This is a genomic window from Luteibacter sp. (assembly GCF_036499525.1).
GTDB lineage: Bacteria > Pseudomonadota > Gammaproteobacteria > Xanthomonadales > Rhodanobacteraceae > Luteibacter.
On sequence record NZ_DASYDO010000076.1, the window covers coordinates 14,935 to 38,924 of the forward strand.

The 23,990-nt window shown below is 65.0% G+C and carries 24 protein-coding genes; 12 read left to right on the plus strand and 12 right to left on the minus strand.

The window, feature by feature from the left end; all coding sequences use genetic code 11:
• Positions 1–7 precede the first annotated feature (7 nt).
• Together VGM71_RS16310 and VGM71_RS16315 are read left to right on the plus strand one after the other, a co-directional pair.
• Positions 8–1,153, plus strand: coding sequence for a pyridoxal phosphate-dependent aminotransferase (locus VGM71_RS16310; protein WP_331547093.1), 1,146 nt, complete (start codon positions 8–10; stop codon positions 1,151–1,153).
• The gene (locus VGM71_RS16315) at positions 1,141–1,944 is read left to right on the plus strand and encodes an amidohydrolase (protein WP_331547095.1); all 804 of its coding nucleotides are present in this window, start codon (positions 1,141–1,143) and stop codon (positions 1,942–1,944) included. Before VGM71_RS16310 ends, VGM71_RS16315 begins: the two co-directional genes overlap by 13 nt.
• 35 nt (positions 1,945–1,979) lie before the next feature.
• Here the strand turns inward: VGM71_RS16315 and VGM71_RS16320 are convergent, their stop codons facing one another.
• The 4 genes from VGM71_RS16320 to VGM71_RS16335 are packed head-to-tail and all read right to left on the minus strand — an operon-like array spanning position 1,980 to position 4,951.
• Complete coding sequence (locus tag VGM71_RS16320) at positions 1,980–3,020, minus strand: C13 family peptidase (RefSeq protein ID WP_331547097.1); 1,041 nt, start codon at positions 3,018–3,020, stop codon at positions 1,980–1,982.
• A complete protein-coding gene (mtnC, locus tag VGM71_RS16325; protein WP_331547099.1) occupies positions 3,004–3,687 on the minus strand; it encodes an acireductone synthase in 684 nt (227 codons plus the stop codon). The genes VGM71_RS16320 and mtnC overlap by 17 nt, the downstream gene beginning before the upstream one ends.
• Before the next feature lie 53 nt (positions 3,688–3,740).
• Positions 3,741–4,310 carry an acireductone dioxygenase gene (locus VGM71_RS16330; RefSeq protein WP_331547101.1) on the minus strand — a complete coding sequence of 190 codons (570 nt, stop codon included), beginning with the start codon at positions 4,308–4,310 and terminating at the stop codon, positions 3,741–3,743.
• Positions 4,307–4,951, minus strand: a complete 645-nt coding sequence (locus tag VGM71_RS16335; protein WP_331547103.1) for a methylthioribulose 1-phosphate dehydratase — start codon at positions 4,949–4,951, stop codon at positions 4,307–4,309. The genes VGM71_RS16330 and VGM71_RS16335 overlap by 4 nt, the downstream gene beginning before the upstream one ends.
• A 134-nt stretch (positions 4,952–5,085) precedes the next feature.
• Here VGM71_RS16335 and VGM71_RS16340 point away from each other — a divergent pair, with 134 nt between their 5' ends.
• Positions 5,086–5,418, plus strand: coding sequence for a high-potential iron-sulfur protein (locus tag VGM71_RS16340; RefSeq protein WP_331547105.1), 333 nt, complete (start codon positions 5,086–5,088; stop codon positions 5,416–5,418).
• Between the two features lie 298 nt (positions 5,419–5,716).
• Here the strand turns inward: VGM71_RS16340 and VGM71_RS16345 are convergent, their stop codons facing one another.
• The 3 genes from VGM71_RS16345 to VGM71_RS16355 all read right to left on the minus strand — a co-directional run bounded on the left by VGM71_RS16345 (position 5,717) and on the right by VGM71_RS16355 (position 9,917).
• Entirely contained in the window at positions 5,717–7,156 is a 1,440-nt protein-coding gene (locus VGM71_RS16345) for an amino acid permease (RefSeq protein ID WP_331547107.1), read from the minus strand.
• 88 nt (positions 7,157–7,244) lie between these two features.
• Positions 7,245–8,735: an amino acid permease gene (locus VGM71_RS16350; RefSeq protein ID WP_331547109.1), complete on the minus strand. Its 1,491-nt coding sequence runs from the start codon at positions 8,733–8,735 to the stop codon at positions 7,245–7,247.
• A gap of 216 nt (positions 8,736–8,951) precedes the next feature.
• Positions 8,952–9,917, minus strand: coding sequence for a transporter (locus VGM71_RS16355; protein WP_331547111.1), 966 nt, complete (start codon positions 9,915–9,917; stop codon positions 8,952–8,954).
• A gap of 150 nt (positions 9,918–10,067) precedes the next feature.
• On the opposite strand from VGM71_RS16355, the gene VGM71_RS16360 reads away from it, so the two are divergent.
• Positions 10,068–10,616, plus strand: a complete 549-nt coding sequence (locus VGM71_RS16360) for an NUDIX hydrolase (protein WP_331547113.1) — start codon at positions 10,068–10,070, stop codon at positions 10,614–10,616.
• Positions 10,617–10,709: 93 nt separating this feature from the next.
• Here the strand turns inward: VGM71_RS16360 and VGM71_RS16365 are convergent, their stop codons facing one another.
• Positions 10,710–11,234 carry a 3-hydroxyanthranilate 3,4-dioxygenase gene (locus VGM71_RS16365; protein WP_331547115.1) on the minus strand — a complete coding sequence of 175 codons (525 nt, stop codon included), beginning with the start codon at positions 11,232–11,234 and terminating at the stop codon, positions 10,710–10,712.
• A gap of 107 nt (positions 11,235–11,341) precedes the next feature.
• Here VGM71_RS16365 and VGM71_RS16370 point away from each other — a divergent pair, with 107 nt between their 5' ends.
• Positions 11,342–12,616, plus strand: coding sequence for an FAD-binding oxidoreductase (locus tag VGM71_RS16370; protein WP_331547117.1), 1,275 nt, complete (start codon positions 11,342–11,344; stop codon positions 12,614–12,616).
• Position 12,617: 1 nt separating this feature from the next.
• Positions 12,618–12,953, plus strand: coding sequence for a tRNA-binding protein (locus VGM71_RS16375; protein ID WP_331547118.1), 336 nt, complete (start codon positions 12,618–12,620; stop codon positions 12,951–12,953).
• A 122-nt stretch (positions 12,954–13,075) separates the two neighbouring features.
• Here the strand turns inward: VGM71_RS16375 and VGM71_RS16380 are convergent, their stop codons facing one another.
• Genes VGM71_RS16380 through VGM71_RS16395 form a run of 4 tightly spaced genes read right to left on the minus strand, consistent with a single transcriptional unit; the run spans position 13,076 to position 18,371 of the window.
• Positions 13,076–14,005 (minus strand): MBL fold metallo-hydrolase, encoded by a 930-nt coding sequence (locus tag VGM71_RS16380; RefSeq protein ID WP_331547120.1) that lies wholly within the window; start codon positions 14,003–14,005, stop codon positions 13,076–13,078.
• 38 nt (positions 14,006–14,043) lie between these two features.
• Positions 14,044–15,252 (minus strand): acetyl-CoA C-acyltransferase, encoded by a 1,209-nt coding sequence (locus tag VGM71_RS16385; protein ID WP_331547122.1) that lies wholly within the window; start codon positions 15,250–15,252, stop codon positions 14,044–14,046.
• A gap of 53 nt (positions 15,253–15,305) precedes the next feature.
• A complete protein-coding gene (locus VGM71_RS16390) occupies positions 15,306–17,675 on the minus strand; it encodes a 3-hydroxyacyl-CoA dehydrogenase/enoyl-CoA hydratase family protein (protein WP_331547124.1) in 2,370 nt (789 codons plus the stop codon).
• Between the two features lie 33 nt (positions 17,676–17,708).
• A complete protein-coding gene (locus VGM71_RS16395; protein ID WP_331547126.1) occupies positions 17,709–18,371 on the minus strand; it encodes a TetR/AcrR family transcriptional regulator in 663 nt (220 codons plus the stop codon).
• A 242-nt stretch (positions 18,372–18,613) separates the two neighbouring features.
• Between VGM71_RS16395 and ndk the strand changes: the two genes are divergently transcribed.
• The 6 genes from ndk to bamB all read left to right on the plus strand — a co-directional run bounded on the left by ndk (position 18,614) and on the right by bamB (position 23,977).
• On the plus strand, positions 18,614–19,039 hold the full coding sequence (gene ndk / locus VGM71_RS16400; RefSeq protein ID WP_331547128.1) for a nucleoside-diphosphate kinase: 426 nt from the start codon (positions 18,614–18,616) through the stop codon (positions 19,037–19,039).
• Positions 19,040–19,047: 8 nt separating this feature from the next.
• Positions 19,048–20,172, plus strand: a complete 1,125-nt coding sequence (rlmN, locus tag VGM71_RS16405; protein WP_331547130.1) for a 23S rRNA (adenine(2503)-C(2))-methyltransferase RlmN — start codon at positions 19,048–19,050, stop codon at positions 20,170–20,172.
• Positions 20,162–20,932 carry a type IV pilus biogenesis/stability protein PilW gene (gene pilW, locus VGM71_RS16410; protein ID WP_331547132.1) on the plus strand — a complete coding sequence of 257 codons (771 nt, stop codon included), beginning with the start codon at positions 20,162–20,164 and terminating at the stop codon, positions 20,930–20,932. The genes rlmN and pilW overlap by 11 nt, the downstream gene beginning before the upstream one ends.
• 89 nt (positions 20,933–21,021) lie before the next feature.
• A complete protein-coding gene (locus tag VGM71_RS16415; RefSeq protein WP_331547134.1) occupies positions 21,022–21,990 on the plus strand; it encodes a helix-turn-helix domain-containing protein in 969 nt (322 codons plus the stop codon).
• A gap of 140 nt (positions 21,991–22,130) precedes the next feature.
• Complete coding sequence (locus VGM71_RS16420; protein ID WP_331547136.1) at positions 22,131–22,781, plus strand: YfgM family protein; 651 nt, start codon at positions 22,131–22,133, stop codon at positions 22,779–22,781.
• On the plus strand, positions 22,778–23,977 hold the full coding sequence (gene bamB, locus VGM71_RS16425) for an outer membrane protein assembly factor BamB (RefSeq protein ID WP_331547138.1): 1,200 nt from the start codon (positions 22,778–22,780) through the stop codon (positions 23,975–23,977). The genes VGM71_RS16420 and bamB overlap by 4 nt, the downstream gene beginning before the upstream one ends.
• The last annotated feature ends 13 nt before the right edge of the window (positions 23,978–23,990 follow it).

A 23,990-nucleotide genomic window follows, 5' to 3' on the forward strand; every position in this document is an offset into this window, starting at 1 on the left:
GCGGTCGATGCAGCTCGAAACCAAGCTTCCCAAGGTCGGCACCACCATCTTCAGCGTCATGAGCCAGCTGGCGCTGGAACACAAGGCAGTGAACCTGGGCCAGGGTTTTCCCGATTTCGAACCGCCGGAAGCCTTGCGCGAAGCGATCACGCGTGCCATGGCCGAAGGCAGGAACCAGTATGCGCCCGGCGTGGGCATCGCGAAGCTGCGTGAACAGATCGCCATCAAGACCGAGCGCCTCTATGGCCACCGGGTGAGCCCGGACACCGAGGTCACCGTGACATCCGGCGCCACCGAGGCCTTGTTCTCGGCCATCGCCGCCGTGGTGCGGGCAGGCGACGAGGTGATCGTTTTCGACCCGTGCTACGACAGCTACGAGCCGGCGATCGAACTGCAGGGCGCCACGGCGGTGCACCTGCCGTTGACCTTGCCGGCGTTCGCCATCGACTGGCAGCGGGTGCGCGAAGCGATCACGCCGCGCACGCGCATGATCCTCGTCAACTCGCCGCATAATCCGTCCGGCGCCGTGCTATCCCGCGCCGACCTCGACGAACTGGCGGCAATCGTGCGCAACACGTCCATCGTGGTGCTTTCCGACGAGGTCTACGAACACATCGTGTTCGATGGCCACGAACACCAGAGCGTGCTGCGTCACGAGGAACTGGCCGCGCGCAGCATCGTGGTGTCTTCCTTCGGCAAAACCTACCACTGCACCGGCTGGAAGGTCGGTTATGCCGTCGCGCCCAAGGCCCTCACGGCCGAATTCCGCAAGGTGCACCAGTACCTCACCTTCTGCACGTTCAGTCCTGCGCAGTGGGCGTTCGCGGAGTTCCTGGAATCCACACCGGAGCACTACCTGGAACTGCCGGCCTTCTACCAGGCCAAGCGCGACCGCTTCCGCGAGTTGATCGCGCCGTCGCGCCTGACGTTGCTCGATGTGCCCGGCGGTTATTTCCAGCTGGTGGATTACAGCGCCATCCGCGACGTCGATGACATCAATTTCAGCGAATGGCTGGTACGCGAAGGCGGTGTCGCCGTCATTCCGCTCAGCCCGTTCTACGAGAGCACGCCGGACACCCGGCTGGTCCGCCTGTGCTTCGCGAAGAATGACGCCACCATGCAAGCCGCCGCGGAGCTCCTGTGCAAACTCTGACCGTTTCCCTCATTCAGGGCGCCACTCGCTGGCACGACGCACCCGCCAATCGCGAGTATTACGGTCGCCTGGTGCGCAACGCCGCGCCGAGCGATCTCATCGTGTTGCCGGAAACCTTCCTGTCGGGCTTCACCAACGACACGCTGGCGAACGCCGAAGCGATGGACGGCCCCGGCGTTGCCTGGATGCGCGCGCTTGCCGGAGAGGTGAATGCCACGCTCACCGGCAGCCTGGTGATCCGCGAGGACAATACGGTCTACAACCGCCTGATATGGGCCTCCCCGGACGGCAACATGGCGTGGTACGACAAGCGCCACCTGTTCCGCATGGCTGGCGAGCACACGCGATACGGCGGCGGCAACGACCGGCTTATCGTGGATCTGAAGGGTTGGCGCATCCTGCCGCAAGTCTGCTACGACCTGCGTTTCCCGGTGTGGTTGCGCAATGGCCGCCGGGAAGAGGCGGCCGGCGGCATGGATTACGACCTGGCCCTGTTCGTGGCCAACTGGCCGGCACCGCGCCGCCAGCCCTGGCGCACACTGCTGCGCGCCCGCGCGATCGAGAATCTGGCATATGTGATCGGCGTGAATCGCGTGGGCGTGGATGGCAACGATCTCCCTTACGCGGGCGACAGCGCCGTGATCGATCCCGTGGGAGAGGCGCTGATAGAGCTGGGCGCGCAGGAGCAGGTAGTGACGATGGTGCTCGACCCGGCACCGCTGAAGGCGCACCGCGAGCGTTTTCCGGCGTGGATGGATGCCGACCGGTTTTCGCTGGATGTTTCCGTGTAGGAGCGCGCCTGCGCGTTCATGCAATCGCTTCGATGTCAGTTCGCAGCCTTGAAAGGCACCGCCGGCCCGATCGAAGCTCCTTTCCGCCAGGCCTCCAGCTTGTTCTCGATCCCGGCCCCGATATCGATCTGCGGTTCCGAGGGCTCGAGCGAATCGCGCTTCTCCCACCCATCGATCTCCACCCGGGCCTTCCCGAATGCCTCTATGAAATCCGGCGTGGCATTCAATCCTTCGGCCAGCCAGGCACGGCCGAAGTAGGTGATGTCCGAGTCGACACCGCAGCCGAACGAGGTGCGGTCCGTGCGGGCCGAGGTCAACACGAGCGTACCTTCGCCGCGTAGCTTGGGAATGTACCCGCCCGAATAGCAGGCATTCACCACCACCACCTTCCAGCGGAACGGGCGCCTGGCGAGGATGTCGGCCAGGCCGTCGGGATCCAGCTGGTCGAGCGGGATCGGGTCCATGTCCACCAGCAGGGAATGATCGTTGCCGCCGTGGGTGGCGAGGTAGAGCAACAGCACGTCCTGGCTCGGGTCCATCACCCTGGCGACGCCGTCGAGTGCGGCTTCCAGGTTGGTCCAGCTTGCCAGGGGCCGCTTCGAAAGCGTCGCCGGATTGTTTTCCAGGACGAGCGTGTGGCCGGGGCTGCCGAAGCGCGTCGTCATCAACGCGTCGACGTACTCTGCCTCGTTGCGAAAGACGTCTTCGGTACCGTCGGCGCCAAAGGCAATGGCGTACACATTCGTCTTGCCCGGCGTGCGCGGGGCGAGTGCCCCGACTGCCCGGCGCATCGCTTCTGGCTGCGCCGTGAAGACCTGCTCCGGTGTCGGTGCGTCGTCGGGCCAGGCATCCGCCATGTCCGCGTCGACCGCGCCCTGGTCTTCTGCCGTTGCGGCGCTACCCGGTAGCGCGGCTGTCGACAGTGCAGACGCGGGTGAAGCCGTGGCCGCCCGAGGAGCAGTCGTCAGCGAGGCGTGGCCGTAATGAAACAAGCCGACGGTAACGAGCACGCCGGCGGCGAAGGCCGTGAGGGCGTAGATCGCCGTGCGGCGCCGGGGATCAAGCTGTGATGGCATCGAAGTCGGCCACGGCAGGGTGGCCGTTCTCACTCAGGGCCTGGGGCGGGCGAACGAGCTGGGTGGTGCGCATGCCCGCGGCGCGGGCGGCATCCAGTTCTTCGCGGATATCGGACAGAAACAGGATCTGCTCCGGCGGCAGGCCGATCGCCCCGGCAATGCGGCGATAGGATTCCGCCTCGCGCTTGTGACCAGTCTGCGTGTCGAAATATCCAGAGAAAAGCGGGGTGAGGTCGCCGCTTTCGCTGTAGCCGAACAGCAGCTTCTGCGCCGGTACGGAGCCGGACGAGTAGACGTAGAGCTTCAGTCCCTGGTCGTGCCACGACTGGAGGCGACCGGCGACTTCCGGGTATATGTGCGAGACATACGCCTTCGATTCGTAGCCCTCGCGCCAGATCATGCCCTGCAGGGCCTTGAGCGCCGTGGACTTGCGATCGATGTCGATCCAATGGATGAGCAGGTCGATGATTTCAGTACGGCCGGCCTCGACGAGGCCTGCTTCCCTGGCGGCTTCGTGCAGCCAATGCCCCACCTCGGGTTCCTCGCCATGCGTCTCGACGTACGCCGGCAAGTGGAGGCGGGCGTAGGGAAAGAGCACGTCCTTCACGAAGTCGATCGAGCTGGTGGTGCCCTCGATGTCGGTGAGGATGGCGCGGATGTCGGACATGCGGGGAAGCCTGCGGGGCGGATTAGCTCCGCAGGATAAACGACGGGACGCGCTTACGAAACCGCGGCCGCCGACCCGTGCGGACTCATCCGCGGGAAGCGTTCGGCGATGTCCTCGCCCGTGAAACTGGCAACCCAGCCTTCCACGTTGGTGAACAGGCGGATGGCCACAAAGTAGGGCGATTCGCTCATGTCGAACCAGTGCGGTGTGCCGTCGGGCACGCCGATCAGGTCGCCCTTCTCGCACAGCACTTCGTAGACCTTGCCATCGATGTGCAGGGTGAACTGGCCTGCACCCGCGACGAAGAAGCGGACCTCGTCTTCGCTATGTGTGTGCTCGTTCAGGAATTTCTGGCGGAAGGCCGCGCGGTCCGGGTGATCTGGCTTCAGGCTGATGACGTCGACGGCCTGGTAGCCGTTCTCGCTCATGAGCCGGTCGATGTCGGAACGATAGGCGGCGATCACTTCTTCCTGGGTCGCGCCCAGCGTGATCGGCTGGTTCGCTTCCCATTGCTCGAACCGCACGCCGACGGCGTTCAGGGCAGCGGCAATGGCGGCGTGGTCCTCGTGTACCGCGATGGGGGTGTCGTTACGGGTGTCGTCGTAGATGCGCAGACGGCTCATGGGGAAAGCCTCCTCAGGTCGAGTTCGCAGCCCAGCAGGAATTCCAGCGCCTCGAGGTGCCGGCGCGTTTCGGCCATGTCGCGGCCCCACGTGTAGATGCCGTGGCCGTCGATCAGGTAGGCGTAAAGTGGCTTACCGGCATCGATCCACGCATCCACCCGGGCCTCGAGTTCGGGCATCTGCTGGGTGTTGGGGAAGACGGGAATATCGAGCACGCTTTCGTGCGTGGTGTAACCGGCGATGGCCTTCTGTAGTTCCCAACCCTCCAGGCGCACGCGGCCTTCCGACGCGAACAGCCGTGAAGCGACGCTCTGTGTGCGCGAATGCGTGTGGAGCACCACGTTGGCTTCGGGGAAACGGCGGTAGACCTGGGTATGCAGGCCCGTTTCGGCCGATGGCCGGTGATCCGAACCCACGGCCTTGCCTTGCATGTCGATCAACATGATGTCATCACGGCCAAGACGGCCCTTGTCGCGCCCCGATATCGTGATCGCGGCGAAATCGTCGTCGATCCGCATCGAAAAATTGCTGCTGGTGGCGGGCGTCCATCCAAAGGCAGCCAGTTCGCGGGCGGCTTCGGCAATGGCATCGGAGCGTTCGGCCAGCAGGGTGGCCGCGACGGGCGGGGAAGTCTTCGGCATAGTGATTTGGACGTCCAAACAGGCTACGACTATAGCATGGGCCTATGACAGCCCTTTGTTAAATGCGAACCACTCGCCTTTCGTTTATGGAGGTACGATTTCGGCAGGTACTTAACCGTCAATGGAGTCATGCAATGTCGCAACACGATCAGAACGATGAGGGACGCCGCCGCTTTCTTAAGGTCGCTGCCGGTGGCGTGGCCGCCGCAACCGTCCTCGGCACGCTGCCGCGCATGGCGCTGGCCCAGGACTTGCCGCACCTCTCGCCCTCCGACCCGACGGCCTCTGCCCTGAAGTACACCGAGGACTCGAGTAAAGCCGTGGGCAAGAAAGATCCAAAAGATGCTTGTTTCAATTGCAATTTCTACCAGGGTACGGCTGGCGCGGCCTGGGGCCCGTGCCCGCTGTTCCCCGGCAAAGCCGTGTCCTCGAAGGGCTGGTGTGTCTCGCACGCCGTGATGATCTGAGCGAAGCACGGACGGACAAACGAAAGGCCAGCAAAGAGCTGGCCTTTCAAGTCGAACCATAAAATGCAGCCCGAGCGCGCCAGACTGAGGAGCTGACCCGCCTGACGCGCTGGGCGGCAATCCGGGGCCCACTGCCAAGTGACTTACCCTCGGACTGGGGATCATACTCCCCTCCGCAGGCGACCGGCCAATGGCAATTAAATGACGGGATTTTGTTGGATTGTTTCTATTAAGAATCAATCAGTTATAGACGGCACCTGGACTGGGCTCGAACTTTCGAGGGGAAGTCCGTGACGGATCAGGCGCGGCGCCTCAACTTGCTGTTCCGGTACCCGTAAATGAGGTACACGACCACGCCCAACACCGTCCAGACGCCCATCAGCACCCAGTTGCGTACGCCCATAGACCAAAGCAGTCCGATGCAGCTGAGGATGCCAAGTACACACGTTACCGAAGCCCAGGGCACGCGGAAGGTACGCGGAAGGTCCGGCGCCGTTTTGCGCAGGATCATGACGCCCGCGCACACGGCACTGAAGGCGATGAGCGTGCCCATCGAAGTCAGGTCGCCAAGCACGTTGAGCGGGAACACGGCGGCGAGGAACGCAATGCCCAAACCGGTGATCACGGTATTGATGTGCGGCGTGCGGTACTTCGGATGGATCGTGGTGAACACTTTCGGCATGAGGCCGTCGCGTCCCATGATCATGAAGATGCGCGGCTGGGCGATGATCATCACCAGCACCACCGACGACAAGCCGATCAGCGCACCGACCTCGACGATACCGCGCAGCCAGCCAAGTTCCGGATGTTGGCGGATCGCCGTGACGACGGGCTCGGAAGTACCCAACTGGGCGAACGGGACGAGGCCGGTCAGGACAGCTGCCATCGCGATGTAGAGCACGGTGCAGATGGCGAGCGAGGCCAGCGTGCCGATGGGCATGTCGCGCTGCGGGTTCTTCGCTTCCTGCGCCGCCGTGGACGTGGCCTCGAAGCCGATGTACGCGAAGAACACCATGGAGGCGCCACGCAGGATGCCGTGCCAGCCGTACTTGTCGCCGCCTTGATTGGCGGGGATGAACGGATGCCAGTTGGCCATGTCGATGTGGCTGGCGCCTACGATGATGACGAGGATGATGAGCGCCGTCTTCAGCAGCACCATGGCCATGTTGATGCCCGTGGACTCCTTGATGCCCACGTAGCAGACCCAGGTGAGCGCCAGCGTGATGCCGACGGCCGGGAGATTGAGCAGCGCGCCGGTCAGGACGATGTGTCCGTCAACCCAATCCACGGGCGCGTTGGTGAGCGCCGGCGGAATGTGGATGCCCATGTGGTCGAGCAGGCTGACGAAGTAGCCTGTCCAGCTCACCGCTACGGCAGAGGCGGACACGCCGTATTCGAGGATCAGGTTCCAGCCGATGAACCAGGCCGCGCCTTCGCCAAGCGTGGCGTAAGCGTAAGAATATGCGCTGCCGGACACGGGAATCATCGAGGCGAACTCGGCGTAGCAGAGCGCCGTGAAGGTGCTGCAGATCGCCGCGAGGATGAAGGACAGGATGATGGCGGGGCCGGCGTGTTCCGCCGCCGCGACGCCGGTGATGACGAAGATGCCGCCGCCGATGACCGCGCCGATGCCCAGCGCCGTGAGACCCCAAGGCCCGAGAGTGCGTCGCAGGGCGGGGCCATGCGCGTCGTCGGGTTCAGCCTGGGGTGCTTTCTTGGCGAGTAACTGCTGGAGCATGGACAGCCTGGAGGTGGTGTACGGGAAAGGATAGCCGCAAAACGAAAGGCCGGCGGACGTCCGCCGGCCTTTCGCCTGCGAGGTTCGATCAGCCGAGGGACTTGCGCAACTTGCTGTGCGCGTAGCCATAGCCGAAGTAGATGACCTGGCCGATCGCGATCCAGCCGATCATCAGGCGCCAGTGTTCCTCGAACGCCTGCCAGAACAGGTAGACGCAGGCGAGGGCGCCGGTGATGCAGATCGGCCACACGAGCGGCACGCGGAAGCTGCGCTTCAGGTCCGGACGGGTGTAGCGCAGGATCAGCACGCCCACGCAGACGGTGGCGAACGCGAGCAGGGTACCCATCGACACCAGCTCGCCCAGCACGCTCACCGGGAACAGGCCGGCCATGGCGGCCGCGGCGACACCGACGATGATGGTGCCGATGTGCGGCGTGCGGAACTTCGGGTGCACCTTCGCCAGGGTCGGTGGCAGCAGGCCATCCTTCGCCATCGAGAAGAAGATGCGCGGCAGGCCCATCAGCATCACGAGGATGACGGAGGACAGGCCGGTGATCGCGCCGAGCACGACGATCGCCTTCAGCCAGGAAAGGTGCGGATAGAGGCCCAGCGCGGTCGCGACCGGCTCCGGCGTGTTGAGCATGCGGAACGGAGCGATGCCGGTGAGCACGAGCGCCACGGCAATGTACAGCACGGTACAGATGGCCAGCGAACCGAGGATGCCGATGGGCATGTCCCGCTGCGGGTTCTTCGCTTCGCCGGCGGCGGTGGACACCGCGTCGAAGCCCACGTACGAGAAGAACACGATGGTCGCCGCACGGAAAATGCCGCCCCAGCCGAACGCGCCCGGACCTTCCGCTTTCGGAATGAACGGATGCCAGTTGGACGGGTTGATGACCTGGATCGCGAAGGCGAGGAACAGAAGGATCACGGTGACCTTGATCGCCACGATGATCGAGTTGACGAAGGCGGACTGCGTGATGCCGACGTAGCAGAGGCCCGAGAGCGCCGCGATGATGACCACGGCCGGCAGGTTGATCAGCGTGCCAGTGGCCTGGATGTGGCCTTCGACGAATTGGAACGGAGCCGAGGCGAGCGAGGGCGGCAGGGCGAGGTTGGTGCCGCTCATCTGCCCGAGCATGCCGAGGAGCTCGTTGAAGTAGCCGGACCAGCCCGCGGCAACGGTTGCCGCGGCGAAGAGATACTCGAGGACGAGGTTCCAGCCGACGAACCAGGCAACGTATTCGCCGAGAGTCGCATAAGAATACGAATAGGCGCTGCCGGAGACCGGAAGCATTGCCGCGAACTCGGCGTAGCAGAGGCCGGCGAGGGCGCAGGCGAAACCGGCGATGAGGAAGCTGATGACCAGCGCGGGGCCGGCATGCAGCGCGGCAGCCTGGCCGGTGATGACGAAGATACCCGCGCCGATGACGGCGCCGACACCCAGGAGGACGAGGTGCTTGGCCGTGAGTACTCGCTTGAGTTCACTGCTTCCATGCGCGCCGGTTTCAATGTGTTCGCCAGCGTCGACGTGCGGCGCGGCCTCAATGGGATGCGTCGCGAACAGGTGTTTCAACATGTATAACCCCTACTGCCGGAATGTAGCCTTTTATTATTGGGACCGCCGCGTGGCTTACGGTGGACACGCCGCTGCCCGGAAGCTCTGGCACGGCACCATAGCCCAGTGGGGCTTGGCCGTACAAGCTGCAATGCGAGGCCTGCCAAGGCATTGCATGCGAGGGGCGGAAGTGTCGACCATGACTTGCGGCGGTTGTGCATCTCGTATCGCGGTGCTTCAGAAGACCATGTTGAGCGCCACCTGCGGCGCCACGTAATCGTCCGTGTTGCGGCCCGCCACGGTGAACTGCACGCCGGCGATGAGGCCCATGTTTGGCGAGAAGTGGTACTCCACGGCGGGTGCCAGGCCGACGTCATGGCTGGGCGCGAGGCGACGGGCCTGACGCGGCGCACCACCGATGGCGCCGGAGATGTCGATGGCGCTCGCGCGGTTCCAGATCGCTTCGCCGACGAGCACCCAGCGCGGGTTGAGGACGTATTCGGCAGCGACCGACGCGTTCCACGCCTGACCCAGGCGCGCGTACCCGCGGAAGCCGGATTCGGTGCCGTAGACGCTGCTGTCGCGCACGCGGATGCGGCCGGGCGACGGGCTCCACGCGACCTGGCCACGCCAGCGGATGGCGTGGCCGCTGTCCAGCCAGTGGAGACGCTGGGCGCCGAAGGCGAACGTAGTACGCATGGCGCCGTTGCCGGTGCCATTCAGGGGATTGGTATCGATCTGGTGGTATCTGCCCGTGGGTAAGCGCTGCGCCACCGCCATTGCGAGCACGAGACCGGTGCCGTCGGCAGCCGGCCCGCGCAACCTCTGCTGTACACGGACGGTGGTGTCGCCCATGCGCAGGCCATCGGTGTGCCGGCCGTTGCCGGACGTGCGCGAAGCGTTGAGGATCACTTGCACCGAGTTCGTATCGGTGAGCGCGTACGTCATTGGCACCGCAACCTGCCACTGGCGCACCGTGGGCTTGCTTTGCCGGCGGTCGCCGATGTTGTCGTAGTTGCCGCGGGTATTGGTATGGATGAGGTACGGCTCGATGTTGATCATGCCGGCCGGCAGGGAGTTGACCGCCGGCGTGACGAGCGGCCCGGTAAAGTTGGCTTCGCCCGGGAGAGCGGCGGCCGACGCGGCGGCGGGGGCGGCGCATGCCATCGCGAAGGCGATGGCGGATTTCAGGTTCTGCGACATGCGCGATTCCTTGCATTGCACAGCGGGGGCTGCGGGCGGAGCGCGTCGTGCGCCCGTTGACATCGTAGGCAAGCATCCACTGGCAGCGACATAGGACCAATCCGAAAAAGGCGTGCGAAAATGTCGGGCTCTTCTGTAGGTTTGCTCTCCATGGATGCCGCTAGACAGTGTTTGATCGAGGCTTTGGACCGCTATGCCGCCCGCTGGCCGGAGGAAGGCGAGGTACGTCACTTCGCTGCGTGGGTTCGCGACCAAGTCCAGCCTTTCCATCGCGAGACCCTGGAAGGACACTTCACCGCCTCCGCGTGGCTGGTCAGCGCGGACGGCGAACGCGCGCTTTTGATGCTGCATCGCAAGCTCGGCCGCTGGTTGCAGCCCGGTGGGCATGCCGACGGCGAGCCGGACCTGCCTGACGTGGCATTACGCGAGGCCGAAGAGGAAACCGGCCTTCGTAAGCTCGAGGTGCTTCCGGAGATCTTCGATGTGGACCGGCACATCATCCCGGCGCGCGGGCAGGAGCCGGAGCATTGGCATTACGACGTCCGCTATGCCGTGATCGCCCGGGGTAGCGAGGATTTCATCGTGAACGAGGAATCGCTGGAACTGGACTGGCGTGCCATTACCGACATCGCGGCCGACGCAACACTGGAAGGATCGTTGCGCAGGATGGCTACGAAGTGGTTGCGTAGGAGCCACTAGGCGGCGAGGGGTCTGGCCTTACCGCATCCCCTTGCCTTACCGCATCATTGCTTCGTAAGTTTCTTGCCGCGATAGCGGCTCATACGAGTGGCGTCAGTCGGCGTACCTGGCGGGCGCCGGATGCACCGCGCCGCAACGAGTGCACGTGCGTGCCTCTATCGACCGGTAGAACTTCTCGAACACCGGGGGAAAATCGGTCTCGATGCTGTCCAGCGGGAAGTATTCCTCGTAGAGCTTGTGGTTGCACTGCTGGCAGAACCACATCAGGCCGTCCTTCTCGCCAGCCATGCGACGCCGCTCGACCACCAGCCCGATGGACCCCGGCATCCGTTGCGGCGAATGCGGCACGCGGGGCGGCAGGTAGAACATCTGCCCGGCCCGGATCGGAATGTCCCTGGCCTGGCCCTCGTCCTGCACCTTCAGCAGCATCTCGCCTTCGATCTGGTAGAAAAACTCCGGACCCTCGTCGTAGTGGTAGTCGGTGCGGGCGTTGGGCCCCCCGACGATCATCACGATGAAGTCGCCGTCGACGATGCATTTGTTGCCGACGGGAGGCTTGAGCAGGGCGCGGTTGTCGTCGATCCAGCGCTCGAGGTCGATGGGTGGCGGCAGGCTCATAAAGTGCCAGGGTTGGGACGTGACAGGATCATACCCCGACGAACGGACCTTTCGCCCCGCCGTGCGGTCTTGTACAACGGCGTCCTTGGCTTCGAGGAAACGGCCGCATGCCATCGTGGTACCACGACCGAACGTCCGCCCCCGCGCTTCGCCCGCCGCCGCAAGGCCGTCGCGAAGCCGCGGTCGTGATCGTGGGTGGTGGCTTCGCGGGCCTGAACACGGCATTGGGCCTGGCGGCGCGGGGCGTACGCGACATCGTCCTCCTTGAATCGAAAGGGATCGGCTTCGGTGCTTCGGGGCGTAACGGCGGCTTCGTCTTCGCCGGTTACTCCCTCGGAGAGAAGACGCTGCTCGAGCAGGCGGGTGCGGAGCGGGCGCGCGCGCTGTACGCGCGGACGGTCGACGCGGTGAACCTCATCCGCGAACGGATATCCAGCCTCGCCATCGATTGCGATGCCATGGACGCCGGGGTGGTCTGGGCCAACTGGTTCCGTGACGCCGAGGTGCTGCGGTCCCGGCAGCGCCTGCTGGCGGAACAGTACGGCGCCCACTGGCAGTGGATCCCGGAGGACGCCATGCACCAGTTCGTGCACAGCCCCCGCTACCACGACGGTCTTTACGAACGGAATGCCCTGCATATCGATCCGCTGGCTTACGCCCGAGGCCTGGCCGGGGCAGCGGAACGTGCAGGAGTGAGCATCCACGAATCGTCACGCGTGCGCATGCTCGAGCGGCGTGGACCGCGCTGGGTGCTTCGCGTGGGCGATGCCGAACTGGAGACGGCAAACGTCGTGCTCGCCTGCGGGGGATACCTTGCCGGCCTGGATCGCCGCATCGACAGGGCCGTGCTTCCCATCGCCACGTACGTGATGGTGACCGAACCGCTGGGTGAGCGTCTTGGCGAGTGCCTGCGCACGAATGCGGCGGTCTATGACACCCGCTTCGCCTTCGATTACTACCGGCCGCTCGCGGATACGCGGCTGCTGTGGGGCGGCCGCATCTCCATCCGCGACCGCTCACCCCGTGCCGTGCAGCGCTTGCTGAAGCGCGATCTTGCGCGGGTGTTTCCCCCCTTGAAGGATGTGCGTGTGGAGCACGCCTGGTCGGGTCTGATGAGTTACGCGCGCCACGAGATGCCGCAGGTCGGTACGCACGGCAACGGCCTCTGGTACGCGCAGGCGTTCGGCGGCCACGGGTTGGCCCCGACCTGTGCCGCAGGCGAGGCCCTGGCCGAGGCCATCGCTACGGGCGATTCGACGCTCGATGCCTATGCCGGGTTCGGATTGGATCCTGTGCATCGGCCCTTCGGGTACCTGGCTGCGCAAGGCACTTACTGGAAATACGAACTGCGCGACTGGTTCAAGTCGCGATTGGAAGGATGAAATGAGCGAGGAAATCAGCTGGGCCGATTTCGAGAAGGTGATGCTGGTGGCGGGAACGATCGTTCGCGCCGAGGCATTTCCGGAGGCGCGCAGGCCCGCGTACAAGATCTGGGTGGATTTCGGACCGCACGGGGAGAAGAAGACCAGCGCCCAGGTGGCGACGATCTACAGCGCCGCGGAGCTGGTGGGGAAACAGATCGTCGGCGTGATCAATTTTCCGGAGAAACAGATCGGGCCATTCCGGTCACAGTTCCTGTTGACCGGGTTCCCTACCGATGAGGGTGTGGTGATCACGACGACGGAGCGGGCGGTGCCGAACGGCACAAGGCTGGCCTGATCGACGTAGGAGCGCGCCCTGCGCGCGACAGCTTTTCGCCTCAGTTCCGAGGTTCACGCGCCAGCAGGAAGTCACGGCCTCAAAATATGTCGCGCGCAGGGCGCGCTCCTACGACGGGCTCGCTAGTGGGGGCTGCCCCGGTCCAGCCACACGACGACGCCTTGCGCATTCAGCCGGATGTCGACCTCCAGCACCTTCACGATCTCGGCGGTCGTCAATGCAACGCCCTGGCGGTGGGCGCGGTCCACATAGAGATCGATGAAATCGAAGGCGATGCGCTGTTCGCGATCCGGCGAAGAGGCGTGCCGCCGCCCGATGGCGACCATGGCATCGATCGTCTCGTGCAGGTCGTTGGCGAGCCGTTTCACCCCCGTCACCCGGTCGAAGTGGGTGAGGTACATCGCCTCCGGCTCGTAGCGAAGGAGGCGGTCGACCGACGCATGGGCGGCATCGGGTTCGAACTGTACCGGCGAGGTGGTCGGTATGATGAAGGCGCCGCCGGGCGAATCCAGTTCGCGATACGACAGTCCGAAGATGTCGCCGGTGAAGAACGCATTCGCCCGTTCGTCGTGCACCGCGATATGGTGGCGGGCATGCCCCGGCGTGTCGAGGCAGAGCAGGGCACGCCCGGCCAGGTCGACCACGAAACCGTCGTCCGCCTCGATGACGCGGGTTTCCGGGACGGGAAGGATGTCGCCGTAGTCGCGCCGAACGACGTCCTCGCCGCCATAGACGGCCGCGGCCCCCGCGATGAGGATGGACGGATCGATCATGTGCCGTGCGCCTCGCGGATGAACGGCGAGCATGGCGTTCGGCAGTTGCTTCATCAGGGCGCCAGCTCCACCGGCATGGTCGAGGTGGACGTGGGTGAGGATCACCCAGTCGATGTCCTTCGGTTCCAGGCCGGCCTTTTCCATCGCTTCGAGGAAGCGCGGCAACGAGTGCGCGGTGCCGCTGTCGATGAAGGCTCCGCGACCTCGTTCGACCACGAGGTAGGCCGCATCGAAGGAGGGACGGCCGAAGCCGGTATCGATGGTGTGGATGCCGTGCATGGCCTCAGGTTACCCCAAGGCCATGAACGATGCGTACGTTACAGGGCTTCGAATACGCCGGCGGCGCCCATGCCCGTGCCGATGCACATGGTGACCATGCCGTACTTCTGCTTGCGGCGGCGGAGGCCATGGATCAGCGTGGCGGCACGGATGGCGCCGGTCGCGCCCAGCGGGTGGCCGAGGGCGATGGCGCCGCCCAGCGGGTTCACCTTGGCCGGGTCGAGGCCGAGGTCGCGGATGACCGCCAGGGCCTGGGCCGCGAAGGCCTCGTTGAGCTCGATCCAGTCCAGCTGGTCCCGGGTGATGCCGGTCTGCTTCAGCGCCTTCGGAATCGCTTCCTTCGGGCCGATACCCATCACGTCCGGTGCCACGCCGGCCACGGAGAAGCCGACGAAGCGGGCGAGCGGGGTGAGGCCGTAATCCTTGATGGCCTTCTCGCTGGCGATCAGGAGCGCGCCGGCGCCGTCGGACATCTGCGAGGAGTTGCCCGCCGTGACCGAGCCGCCGAACTGGCCGTTGCGGAACACCGGGCGCAGCTTGCCGAGCACGTCCAGGGACGTGTCGTGGCGCGGACCTTCGTCGATCTCGATGATGCGGCGGTCCTCGCGGACGCTGTGGTTCTTGAGGTCCGGGTAGCGGTCGTCGAGCTGGAACGGCGTGATCTCGTCCTTGAACTCGCCGGCGGCGATCGCGGCGATGGCGCGCTGGTGCGACTGCAGGGCGAAGGCGTCCTGGTCCTCGCGGCTCACCTTCCAGCGTTCGGCCACCTTCTCAGCGGTGATGCCCATGCCGAAGGCGATGGCGCGGTTTTCGTCGTTCTCGAAGATCGCCGGGTTCATGGCGATCTTGTGGCCCATCATTGGCACCATGCTCATCGACTCGGTACCGCCGGCGAGCATGAGGTCGGCTTCGCCGAGGCGGATGCGATCGGCGGCCATGGCGATGGCCTGCACGCCGGACGAGCAGAAACGGTTGATAGTGACACCCGGCACCTGCTCGGGCAGGCCGGCCAACAGCACGCCGATGCGCGCCACGTTCATGCCTTGCTCGGCTTCCGGCATGGCGCAGCCGATGATGGCGTCCGCGATCATGCCCGGATCGATGCCCGGCGCCTGTTCAAGCACGGCACGGATGACGTGGGCGAGCATGTCGTCCGGACGGGTGTTGCGGAACACGCCGCGCGGCGCCTTGCCTACCGGGGTGCGGGTGGCGGCGACGATATAGGCGTCTTGCACTTGCTTGCTCATGGAAGTGTTTCCTTTAAGTAGGGAGGGCGGCTACCGTAAGAGCGCTGGGCGCGTCAGTTACGCAGCGGCTTCCCCGTCGTCATCGTGTGCGCGATACGGGCCTGGGTCTTCTCTGTCTGCGCCAGTTCCACGAAATGGCGGCGTTCCAGCGCGAGCAGCCACGCCTCGTCGACCAGCGAGCCACGCTCGATCTTCCCGCCCGAGAGCGTGTCGGCGATGCGGCCGGCGATCTCGATATCATGCGCGGAAGCGAAATAGCCTTCGGCGAGGTTCGCGAGCGATGCCTTGAAGGTGGCGGTAGACGTGTCGCCGGCGGCCGGGATGGCACGGGCAGGCATCGGCGGACGGTACCCCGACTCGGCCATGGCGCGCACCTGGGCCTTCGCCACGTGCAGCAATTCGTAGCTGTTGAAGACGACGATATCGTCCTTGCGCAGCAGGCCCAGCGACTTCGCTTCGAGAGCGCTCGTGGACACCTTCGCCATCGCCACGGTCTCGAACACCTTCTTCAGGGATTCGAACGGGTCTTCCGGATTGGCCTGTGCGGCGCGCACGGCCAGTTCCTTGAGGCCACCGCCGGCCGGAAGCAGGCCGACGCCGGCCTCGACCAGGCCGATATAGCTTTCCAGCGCCGCGACGGTGCGCGCCGAGTGCATCTGGAACTCACAACCACCGCCGAGGGCGAGGCCGCGCACCGCGGCAACCACGGGCACCAGCGAGTACTTGATTCGCATGCTGGTGGCCTGGAAGTTCGCGACCATGGCCTCGAACTGCGCGAGCTTGCCGGCCTGCAGCAGGCCCAGTGCGCCCTTGAGGTCGGCACCTGCCGAGAACGGCTCGGACGGCTGCCACAGCACCACGCCGCGGAACTGCTTCTCGGCCAGGCCGATCGCGTGCTGGATGCCGTCGAGCACCTGGTCGTTGACCGTGTGCATCTTGGTCTTGAACGAGATCACGCCGATGTCGTCGCCAGCGTGCCACAGGCGCACGCCGTCGTTTTCCCATACGGTGCTGCCCTGGTCGAAGGTCTCGCCCAGGATCGGATCCGGGAAGGCCTGGCGCTGGTAGACCGGATGGCCGGAACGCGGCTTTTCGGCGCCCGCGGCGGCCGAATACGAACCGGCCTTGCCGTGCACGCCCTTGCGGCCGTCGGTGACCCAGGCCGGCAACGGGGCGCTGCTCATGGTCTTGCCGGCGGCGATGTCCTCGGCGATCCAGCCCGCGATCTGCTGCCAGCCGGCGGATTGCCAGATCTCGAAGGGACCGGACTTCCACCCGTAACCCCAGCGGATGGCGAAGTCGACATCGCGCGCGGTATCGGCGATGTCGGCAAGGTGATAAGCGGAATAGTGGAACAGGTCGCGGAACATGGCCCACAGGAACTGCGCCTGCGGATCGGCCGAGGCGCGCAGTTTCGCGAACTTCTCGGCGGGATCCTTGATGGCGAGGATGGCCGACACCTCGTCGGAAGCCTTCTGTTCGGAAACACGGTAATCCTGCTTCTGCAGGTCGAGCACCACGATGTCCTTGCCGGCCTTGCGGTAGACCCCTGCACCGGTCTTCTGGCCGAGCGCACCCTTGTCGATCAGCGCCTTCAGCCATGCCGGCGCCTGGAAATACGTGTGCCAGGGATCGTCGGGCAGAGTGTCGCTCATCGTCTTCACGACGTGGGCGAGGGTGTCCAGGCCCACGACGTCGGCTGTGCGGAAGGTGGCGCTCTTCGGCCGGCCGATAGCCGGGCCGGTCAGGGCGTCGACAGTGTCGAAGCCCAGGCCGAACTTTTCCGTGTGGTGCATCGTGGACAGCATCGAGAACACGCCGATACGGTTGCCGATGAAGTTAGGCGTGTCTTTGGCATACACCACGCCCTTGCCCAGGGTCGTGGTGAGGAAGGCTTCGAGGCCTTCAAGCACGGTCTTGTCCGTGAGCTTCGTGGGAATCAGTTCCACGAGCTGCATGTAGCGCGGTGGATTGAAGAAGTGCACGCCGGTGAATCGGTGGCGCATCTCCTCTGGCAGCGCCTCGGCCAGGCCATTGATCGAGAGGCCCGAGGTGTTGCTGGCCAGCACGGCCGTCTTCGACACGTGCGGGGCGATCTTCGTATAAAGATCCAGCTTCCAGTCCATCCGTTCCGCGATAGCCTCGATCACCAGGTCGACGTCGGCCAGCAGGGCCAGGTCATCCTCGTAGTTCGCCGGCACGATCGCGGCCGCCAGGGCCTTTTCGGCGAGGGGCGCGGGCGAGAGCTTGGCCAGGTTGGCGATCGCCTTGATGGCGATGCCGCTCTTCGGGCCTTCCTTCGCCGGAAGGTCGAACAGCACGGTTTCCACGTTGGCGTTCGTCAGGTGAGCGGCAATCTGCGCGCCCATGACGCCGGCGCCGAGTACCGCGGCCTTGCGAATGCGTAACGGTGTTGCGGTCATGGTGATCTCCGATGGCTCAATGATCGTCCCCCGTCAGCGGGTGGCCGGGGAAGTCGAAACGGAAGGATTGCGCAGGCCGGCGGCGGCGAAGCTGATGAGATGATCGGCGGCGGCCTCGCGGTGGTCGCGCTCGGCAACGTCGCTCTTGCGCTGGATGATGCCGAAGTCGGCCATGGCATACGTCAGGGCGCCGGTGACAATGTCCAGGCGCCAGTAGATCTCTTCCTTGGCAAGGCTTGGCAGCAGCCGGCCGAATTCGGCCGCGAACTGGCGCAGCACGTGGCCGTAATTGTCAGAAAGGAAACGGCGCAGGGTTTCGTTGTGCTCGGCATAGGCCCGGGCCAGCACGCGTACGAAGGCGGCACCGCCGCCGTCGGTGCGGGACAGGTCCAGCGCCGGCCGTATATAAGCGTCGAGGATGTCTTCGAGCTGGGTTTCGTCCTGGCCAGTGATTTTCCCCAAGGCAGCCAGGCGGCGGCTGTTGAGTTCGTCGAGCCGGCGCCGGAACACCTCCTCGATGAGCTTGTCCTTCGAGCCGAAGTGGTAATTCACGGCGGCGAGGTTCACCCGCGCCGCCGCAGTGACCTGGCGGAGCGAGGCACCGGCAAAGCCATGGGTGGCGAAAAGGGCCTCGGCAGCGCCGAGAATCCGCTCTTTCGTACTGTGTTCGCGGGAGGCGTAGGGGGCGCTCGTCATGTCGGCGGACTCCGCAGGCGGAATGGTTTGAATCAAACGTACGTTTGAGAGTACGCCTCCTTCGCGCGGTGGGTCAATGTGCGACCGCACACGCCTGCAAACGGCTTGCGCTTGAGCTAGAATCTGTCAAGATTTCATGTGCTAAGTCAGTCATTCAGGACGGCTTTAGCCGTAAACTCGCACCAGGCGCCCCAAGGGCGCCGGCATCTTTCTGTCTTTCATTCCATTCCCGGAGCACCCGTATGGCGCTGGAGCGCACCCTTTCGATCATCAAGCCGGACGCCGTCAAGAAGAACGTCGTTGGTGAAATCCTTGCCCGGTTCGAGAAGGCCGGCCTCAAGGTCGTGGCCGCGCGCATGGCGCAGCTGAGCCGCGCCGACGCCGAGGGTTTCTACGCCGTGCACAAGGAGCGTCCGTTCTTCAAGTCGCTGGTCGACTTCATGGTCTCGGGCCCGGTCATGATCCAGGTGCTGGAAGGCGAGGGCGCCATCCTCAAGAACCGCGACCTCATGGGTGCCACCAATCCGAAGGAAGCCGCGGCGGGTACGATCCGCGCCGACTTCGCCGAATCGATCGACGCCAACGCGGTCCACGGTTCCGATGCCGCTGAAACCGCCGCCGTCGAGATCGCCTACTTCTTCCGCACGACGGAAGTCGTTTCTCACTGAGTAACGCCGTGAACACGCCCGCCGAAAAGGTCAACCTGCTCGACTTCGACCGCCAGGGGTTGCGCGATTTCTTCGCCCAGCTCGGCGAGAAGCCGTATCGCGCCGAGCAGGTGATGAAGTGGATCTACCACCGTCTCGAAAGCGATTTCGAGAAGATGACCGATGTCGGCAAGGCGTTGCGTGAAAAGCTGAGTGCAAGCTGCTACGTGGGTCCGCCGAAAACCGTGTTCGAAAAGGCGGCGATCGACGGTACCCAGAAGTGGCTGCTAGGCATGGATGGCGGCAACGCCATCGAGACGGTGTACATCCCGGAGCCCACCCGCGGCACGCTGTGCGTGTCTTCGCAGGTCGGTTGCGCCCTGAATTGCCAGTTCTGCTCCACGGCCACCCAGGGCTTCTCCCGCAACCTGTCCACGGCCGAGATCATCGGCCAGGTCTGGGTCGCGGCCAAACACCTCGGCAACGTGCCGCACCAGCAGCGCCGCATCACCAATGTGGTGATGATGGGCATGGGCGAGCCGCTGCTGAACTTCGACAACGTGGTCAAGGCCATGAGCTTGATGCGCGACGACCTTGGCTTCGGCCTGGCGAGCAAGCGAGTCACGCTGTCCACCGCCGGCCTCGTGCCGATGATCGACAAGCTTTCCGCCGAAAGCGACGTGTCACTCGCCGTGTCGCTGCATGCGGCCAACGACGAACTGCGCACCGAACTGGTACCGCTGAACAAGCGCTACCCGCTGGCCGAGCTGATGGCTGCCTGCGAACGCTACATCCAGCGCGCGCCGCGCACGTCCATCACGTTTGAGTACACGCTCATGAAGGGCGTGAACGACCAGCCGGAGCACGCGCGCCAGCTCATCAAGTTCATGCGCCGCCTGCCAGGGGCGAACAAGGTCAACCTGATCCCGTTCAATCCGTTCCCCGGCACACGCTTCGAGCGCTCGGGGCAGGACGAGATCCGTGCGTTCCAGACCCAGCTGCTCAACGCCGGCGTGCTCACGATGCTCCGCCGCACCCGTGGCGACGACATCGACGCCGCGTGCGGGCAGCTGAAAGGGCAGGTCGTGGACCGTACCCGCCGTCAGGCGGAATTCCGCAAGAAACTCGGAGAGGGAGTGGTGAATGCGGCTTGAGCGGTGGGGGTTGCTGGTGGGGCTCGCGTTAGCGTGCACCGGCTGCGTGGGGGACGGCTCGGGGCTGCGGCCTACGTCGGCTGCCGACGATCGTGCCAAGGGGGCCGAGGTCCATACGGAACTGGGCCAGCGCTACATGCAAAGCGGCGACCTGAAGGGCGCCATGGAAAAACTGCAAAAAGCGCTTCAATTCGATCCGAAGTACGTTCCGGCACATACCGTCATCGCCGTGCTTTACGAGCGCATCAACGATCCGGCCAGCGCCGAGTTGCACTACCGCAAGGCCGTGGAACTCGACCCGAAAAAGGGCTCGGTAAACAATAACCTTGCCGTCTTCCTGTGCAAGGAACATCGTGCGGCAGAGGCAAAACCTTATTTCGATCATGCGCTTGCGGATCCGTTCTACGAAACGCCGGATCTCGCGCTGACCAATGCCGGCACCTGCCAGATGCAGTCGCAGGATTACGAGGCGGCGGAGGGGTATTTCCGGAAGGCGCTAGACCGCAATCCGAATAACGCCGACGCCCTGTATCAGATGTCGCATGTGTTGTACCTTAAGAACGATGCATTCCGGGCGCGTGCCTTCCTGCAGCGCTATGAGGCGCTGGGGGCGCCAAGCCCGGATTCGTTGAAGCTCGGTCACGATATCGAGCTCCGTCTGGGCAACGGGGAGGGTGCCCAGGACTACGCCAAGCGCCTGCGCGAAAGGTTCCCGGATTCGGATCCCGCGCGCGCACTCGAAGCCACCGCACGTCAATGACCCCAGTATCTTCGAATTCTTCCGGTCGGGACGGACGCGAACAGGACATGTTCGCGGGGCTCGAGCCGAACGCAGACAGGGAACACGCCATGGATCCCCAGCTCGACGTTCCCACCGCCGAGGGCCGGGTGCTGATCGACCACCCAGCTCCCACCGCCGGTTTCGGTGCGCGCCTGCGTGCCGCCCGGGAGGCCCGTGGCTATAGCGTCGAGGCCTGCGGCCAGGCGCTGCGGCTGCCCACTCGCCTCCTGCGCCAACTCGAGGCCGGGGAATACGGCGGCATTGACTACCAGGTCTACCTGGCTGGCTACCTCACGAAGTACGGCCGCCACGTGGGCGTCGACGAAGAGGCCATCGCAGCCGAGCTTTCCCGCCTCACGCCGCGTCAGCCGGAGCTCGTGGTCACCGGCGGGGTCTCTCATTCCAGATACCTGTTCGAGCGCTACCTCACCGCAGCCACCTACGTGGTGCTGACGGCGGTGATCGTGGTGCCGATGGTGTGGCTGGGCGTGCGTGGGACGCTCGACCGCGATATGGCGCGCCTGTCGCCGCTCGATGCCACGCCGGTGGCGCAGCAGGACGCCTCCGCCGCGTCTTCGTCCAGTGCCGCCGCCAGTGTGGTGGTGCCAACTGACGCCAAACCGGCGGCCGCCGCCGAACAGCGCCCCGAGGACCAGCAGCCTCTCATGGCTTCCATGGCCATGTTCCCGCCTCTGGACCACGCCACGGCGAACAAGGCACCCCTGGCCTCGGTGGCTCCCGCGCCGGATGCCGGCACCGGGCAGGGCAATCACAGCCTCACGCTGAATCTTCCGTCTGCCAGCTGGGTGGAAGTCACCGCCGCCGACGGCTCGCGCCTGGAATACGGCATCCTGCCGGCCGGTACGCAGAAGTCATATCGCAGCGATTCCCGACTCGACGTGCGCATCGGCAACGCCACCGGTGCGCAGGTGACCATCGATGGCCAGTCCGTGCAGCTCGATGCGTTTCGCCGCGCCAACGTAGCCCGTTTCCGCGTCGATATTCGCGACGGGAAGGCCTCGCCGGTCGCTTTCTGATCCCTGCGGCGCACCGCGCGGCGCCGCCCGCCCGTGCTTTTCGGGTATCCTTGCCTATTGACCCGTGCCGCCATCGCCGATGGCTGGCGCGGGCTCGTTCCCTCCCTCGATTTGCTGCGCGGAGCGCAGTGGGTGATTGCATGGCATTCGACGTATACGACGATTACGAACAGGGCGAACGCGTCCAGCAGTGGCTGCGCAAGAACGGCGTTTCCATTGCCGTGGGCATCGGTCTGGGCCTCGCGATGATCTTCGGCTGGCAGCAGTGGAAGTCGCACCGCGCGAACCACGAGCAGGCTGCCGCTTCTGAGTATTCGGCGTTGCAGCTTGCCGTCGCGCAGAGTCGCGGCAACGAGATCGACATGCGCACCGAAACCCTCCTGAAAGACTATTCGGACACTGCGTGGTCGGTGTTCGCCGCTGGCGAGCGCGCGCAGCGCAACGTCATGGCCGGGCAGTTCGACAAGGCTTCCGGCGACCTGGACTGGGCCAAGGCCCACGCCAAGGATCCCTCGCTGAAGGCGCTGGTCGAGCTACGCGATGCCCAGCTGAAATACGCGCAGGGCAAGCCGCAGGAAGCCATTGCCGCCCTCGACGCCATGCAGGGCAAGTCATTCGTCGCGCTCGTACAGGAACTCCGCGGCGATGCGCTGGTCAAGCTGGGTCGTCCCGACGATGCGCGCAAGGCCTACCAGGCCGCCATCGCCGCCATGGGCGACAGTGCACCGCAGCGCGGTGTGGTCCAAACCAAACTTGATGATCTGGCCGTGGCCGGGAAGCAGGGTGCATGAAACGTTTCTGGGCAATCGCGTTGACTTCATCGCTGGTCGTACTGGCCGGCTGCCACTCTTTCAAGAAGGAAAACGTCGAACCGCCGACCCCGCTTGACAAGAAATTCGAGCCCACGCTCAAGGTCGATCGCGTATGGAAATCCAGCATCGGTGACGGTGCCGCCGAGTCCGGTGTGCGCATGCGCCCAGTGGTGTCCGACGGCGTGCTCTATGCCGCCAGCACCGACGGCAAGATCGCTGCGTTCGACGCCTCTTCGGGCAAGAAGCTGTGGTCCAAGAGCACGCGCCAGCACGGCTGGTTCGGCTGGGGTGACTCGAAGCGCGAAGATGCGCGCTTCTCCGGGGGTCCGGGTGCTGCCGGCGACCTGGTCGCCATCGGCACGCTAGACGGCCACCTGTACGGCATCAACGCGAAGGACGGCGAACGCCGCTGGGCCGTGGAGATGTCTTCCGAGGTCATCACCGCGCCGGTGATCGTCGGCGACCTCGTGGTTGTCCGCTGCAATGATGGCCGCGTGTACGGCATCGACACCAAGTCCGGCGAGCGCCGCTGGGTGTACGACCAGGCGCTGGTGCCCCTGCTCAGCCTGCGTGGCAACGGTCGCCTGCTCGTCGCCAACGGCGTGGTCTTCTTCGGCAGCGATGCCGGCAAGCTCGTGGCCCTTCGCCTCGACACCGGCGAGAAGCTCTGGGAACAGACCCTCGCCACGGGTGAAGGCCGCACCGAGATCGACCGCCTGTCCGACGCGGACGGTGCGCTGGTACTCGACGGCAGCACGCTGTTCGGCTCGGCCTATCACGGCCAGCTGACCGCGATCGACGGCCCCAGCGGCCGCCCGCTGTGGAACCACGCGCTCTCCACCTTCACCTCGCTCGACGTTCACGGTAACGCCGTGTTTGGCGTGGATGACGTGTCCCAGGTCGTTGCCTACGACAAGTCCGGCGGCGCCAACATCTGGAAGCAGGGCGCCCTGAAATACCGCTGGATCACCGGTCCGGCGGTGCAGGGCAACTACGTGGTGGTCGGCGACCTCGACGGCCACATCCACTGGCTCAACGGCAGCGACGGCAAGATCGTCGCCCGTGAGCGTCTGTCCAGGAAAGCCATTCGTGCCCAGCCCCTCGTGGTGGGTGACACTGTTTACGTCGAGGATGTAGAGGGCCATATCGGCGCCTACCGCATCCCGGCAAACTGATCCAAGGAATGAT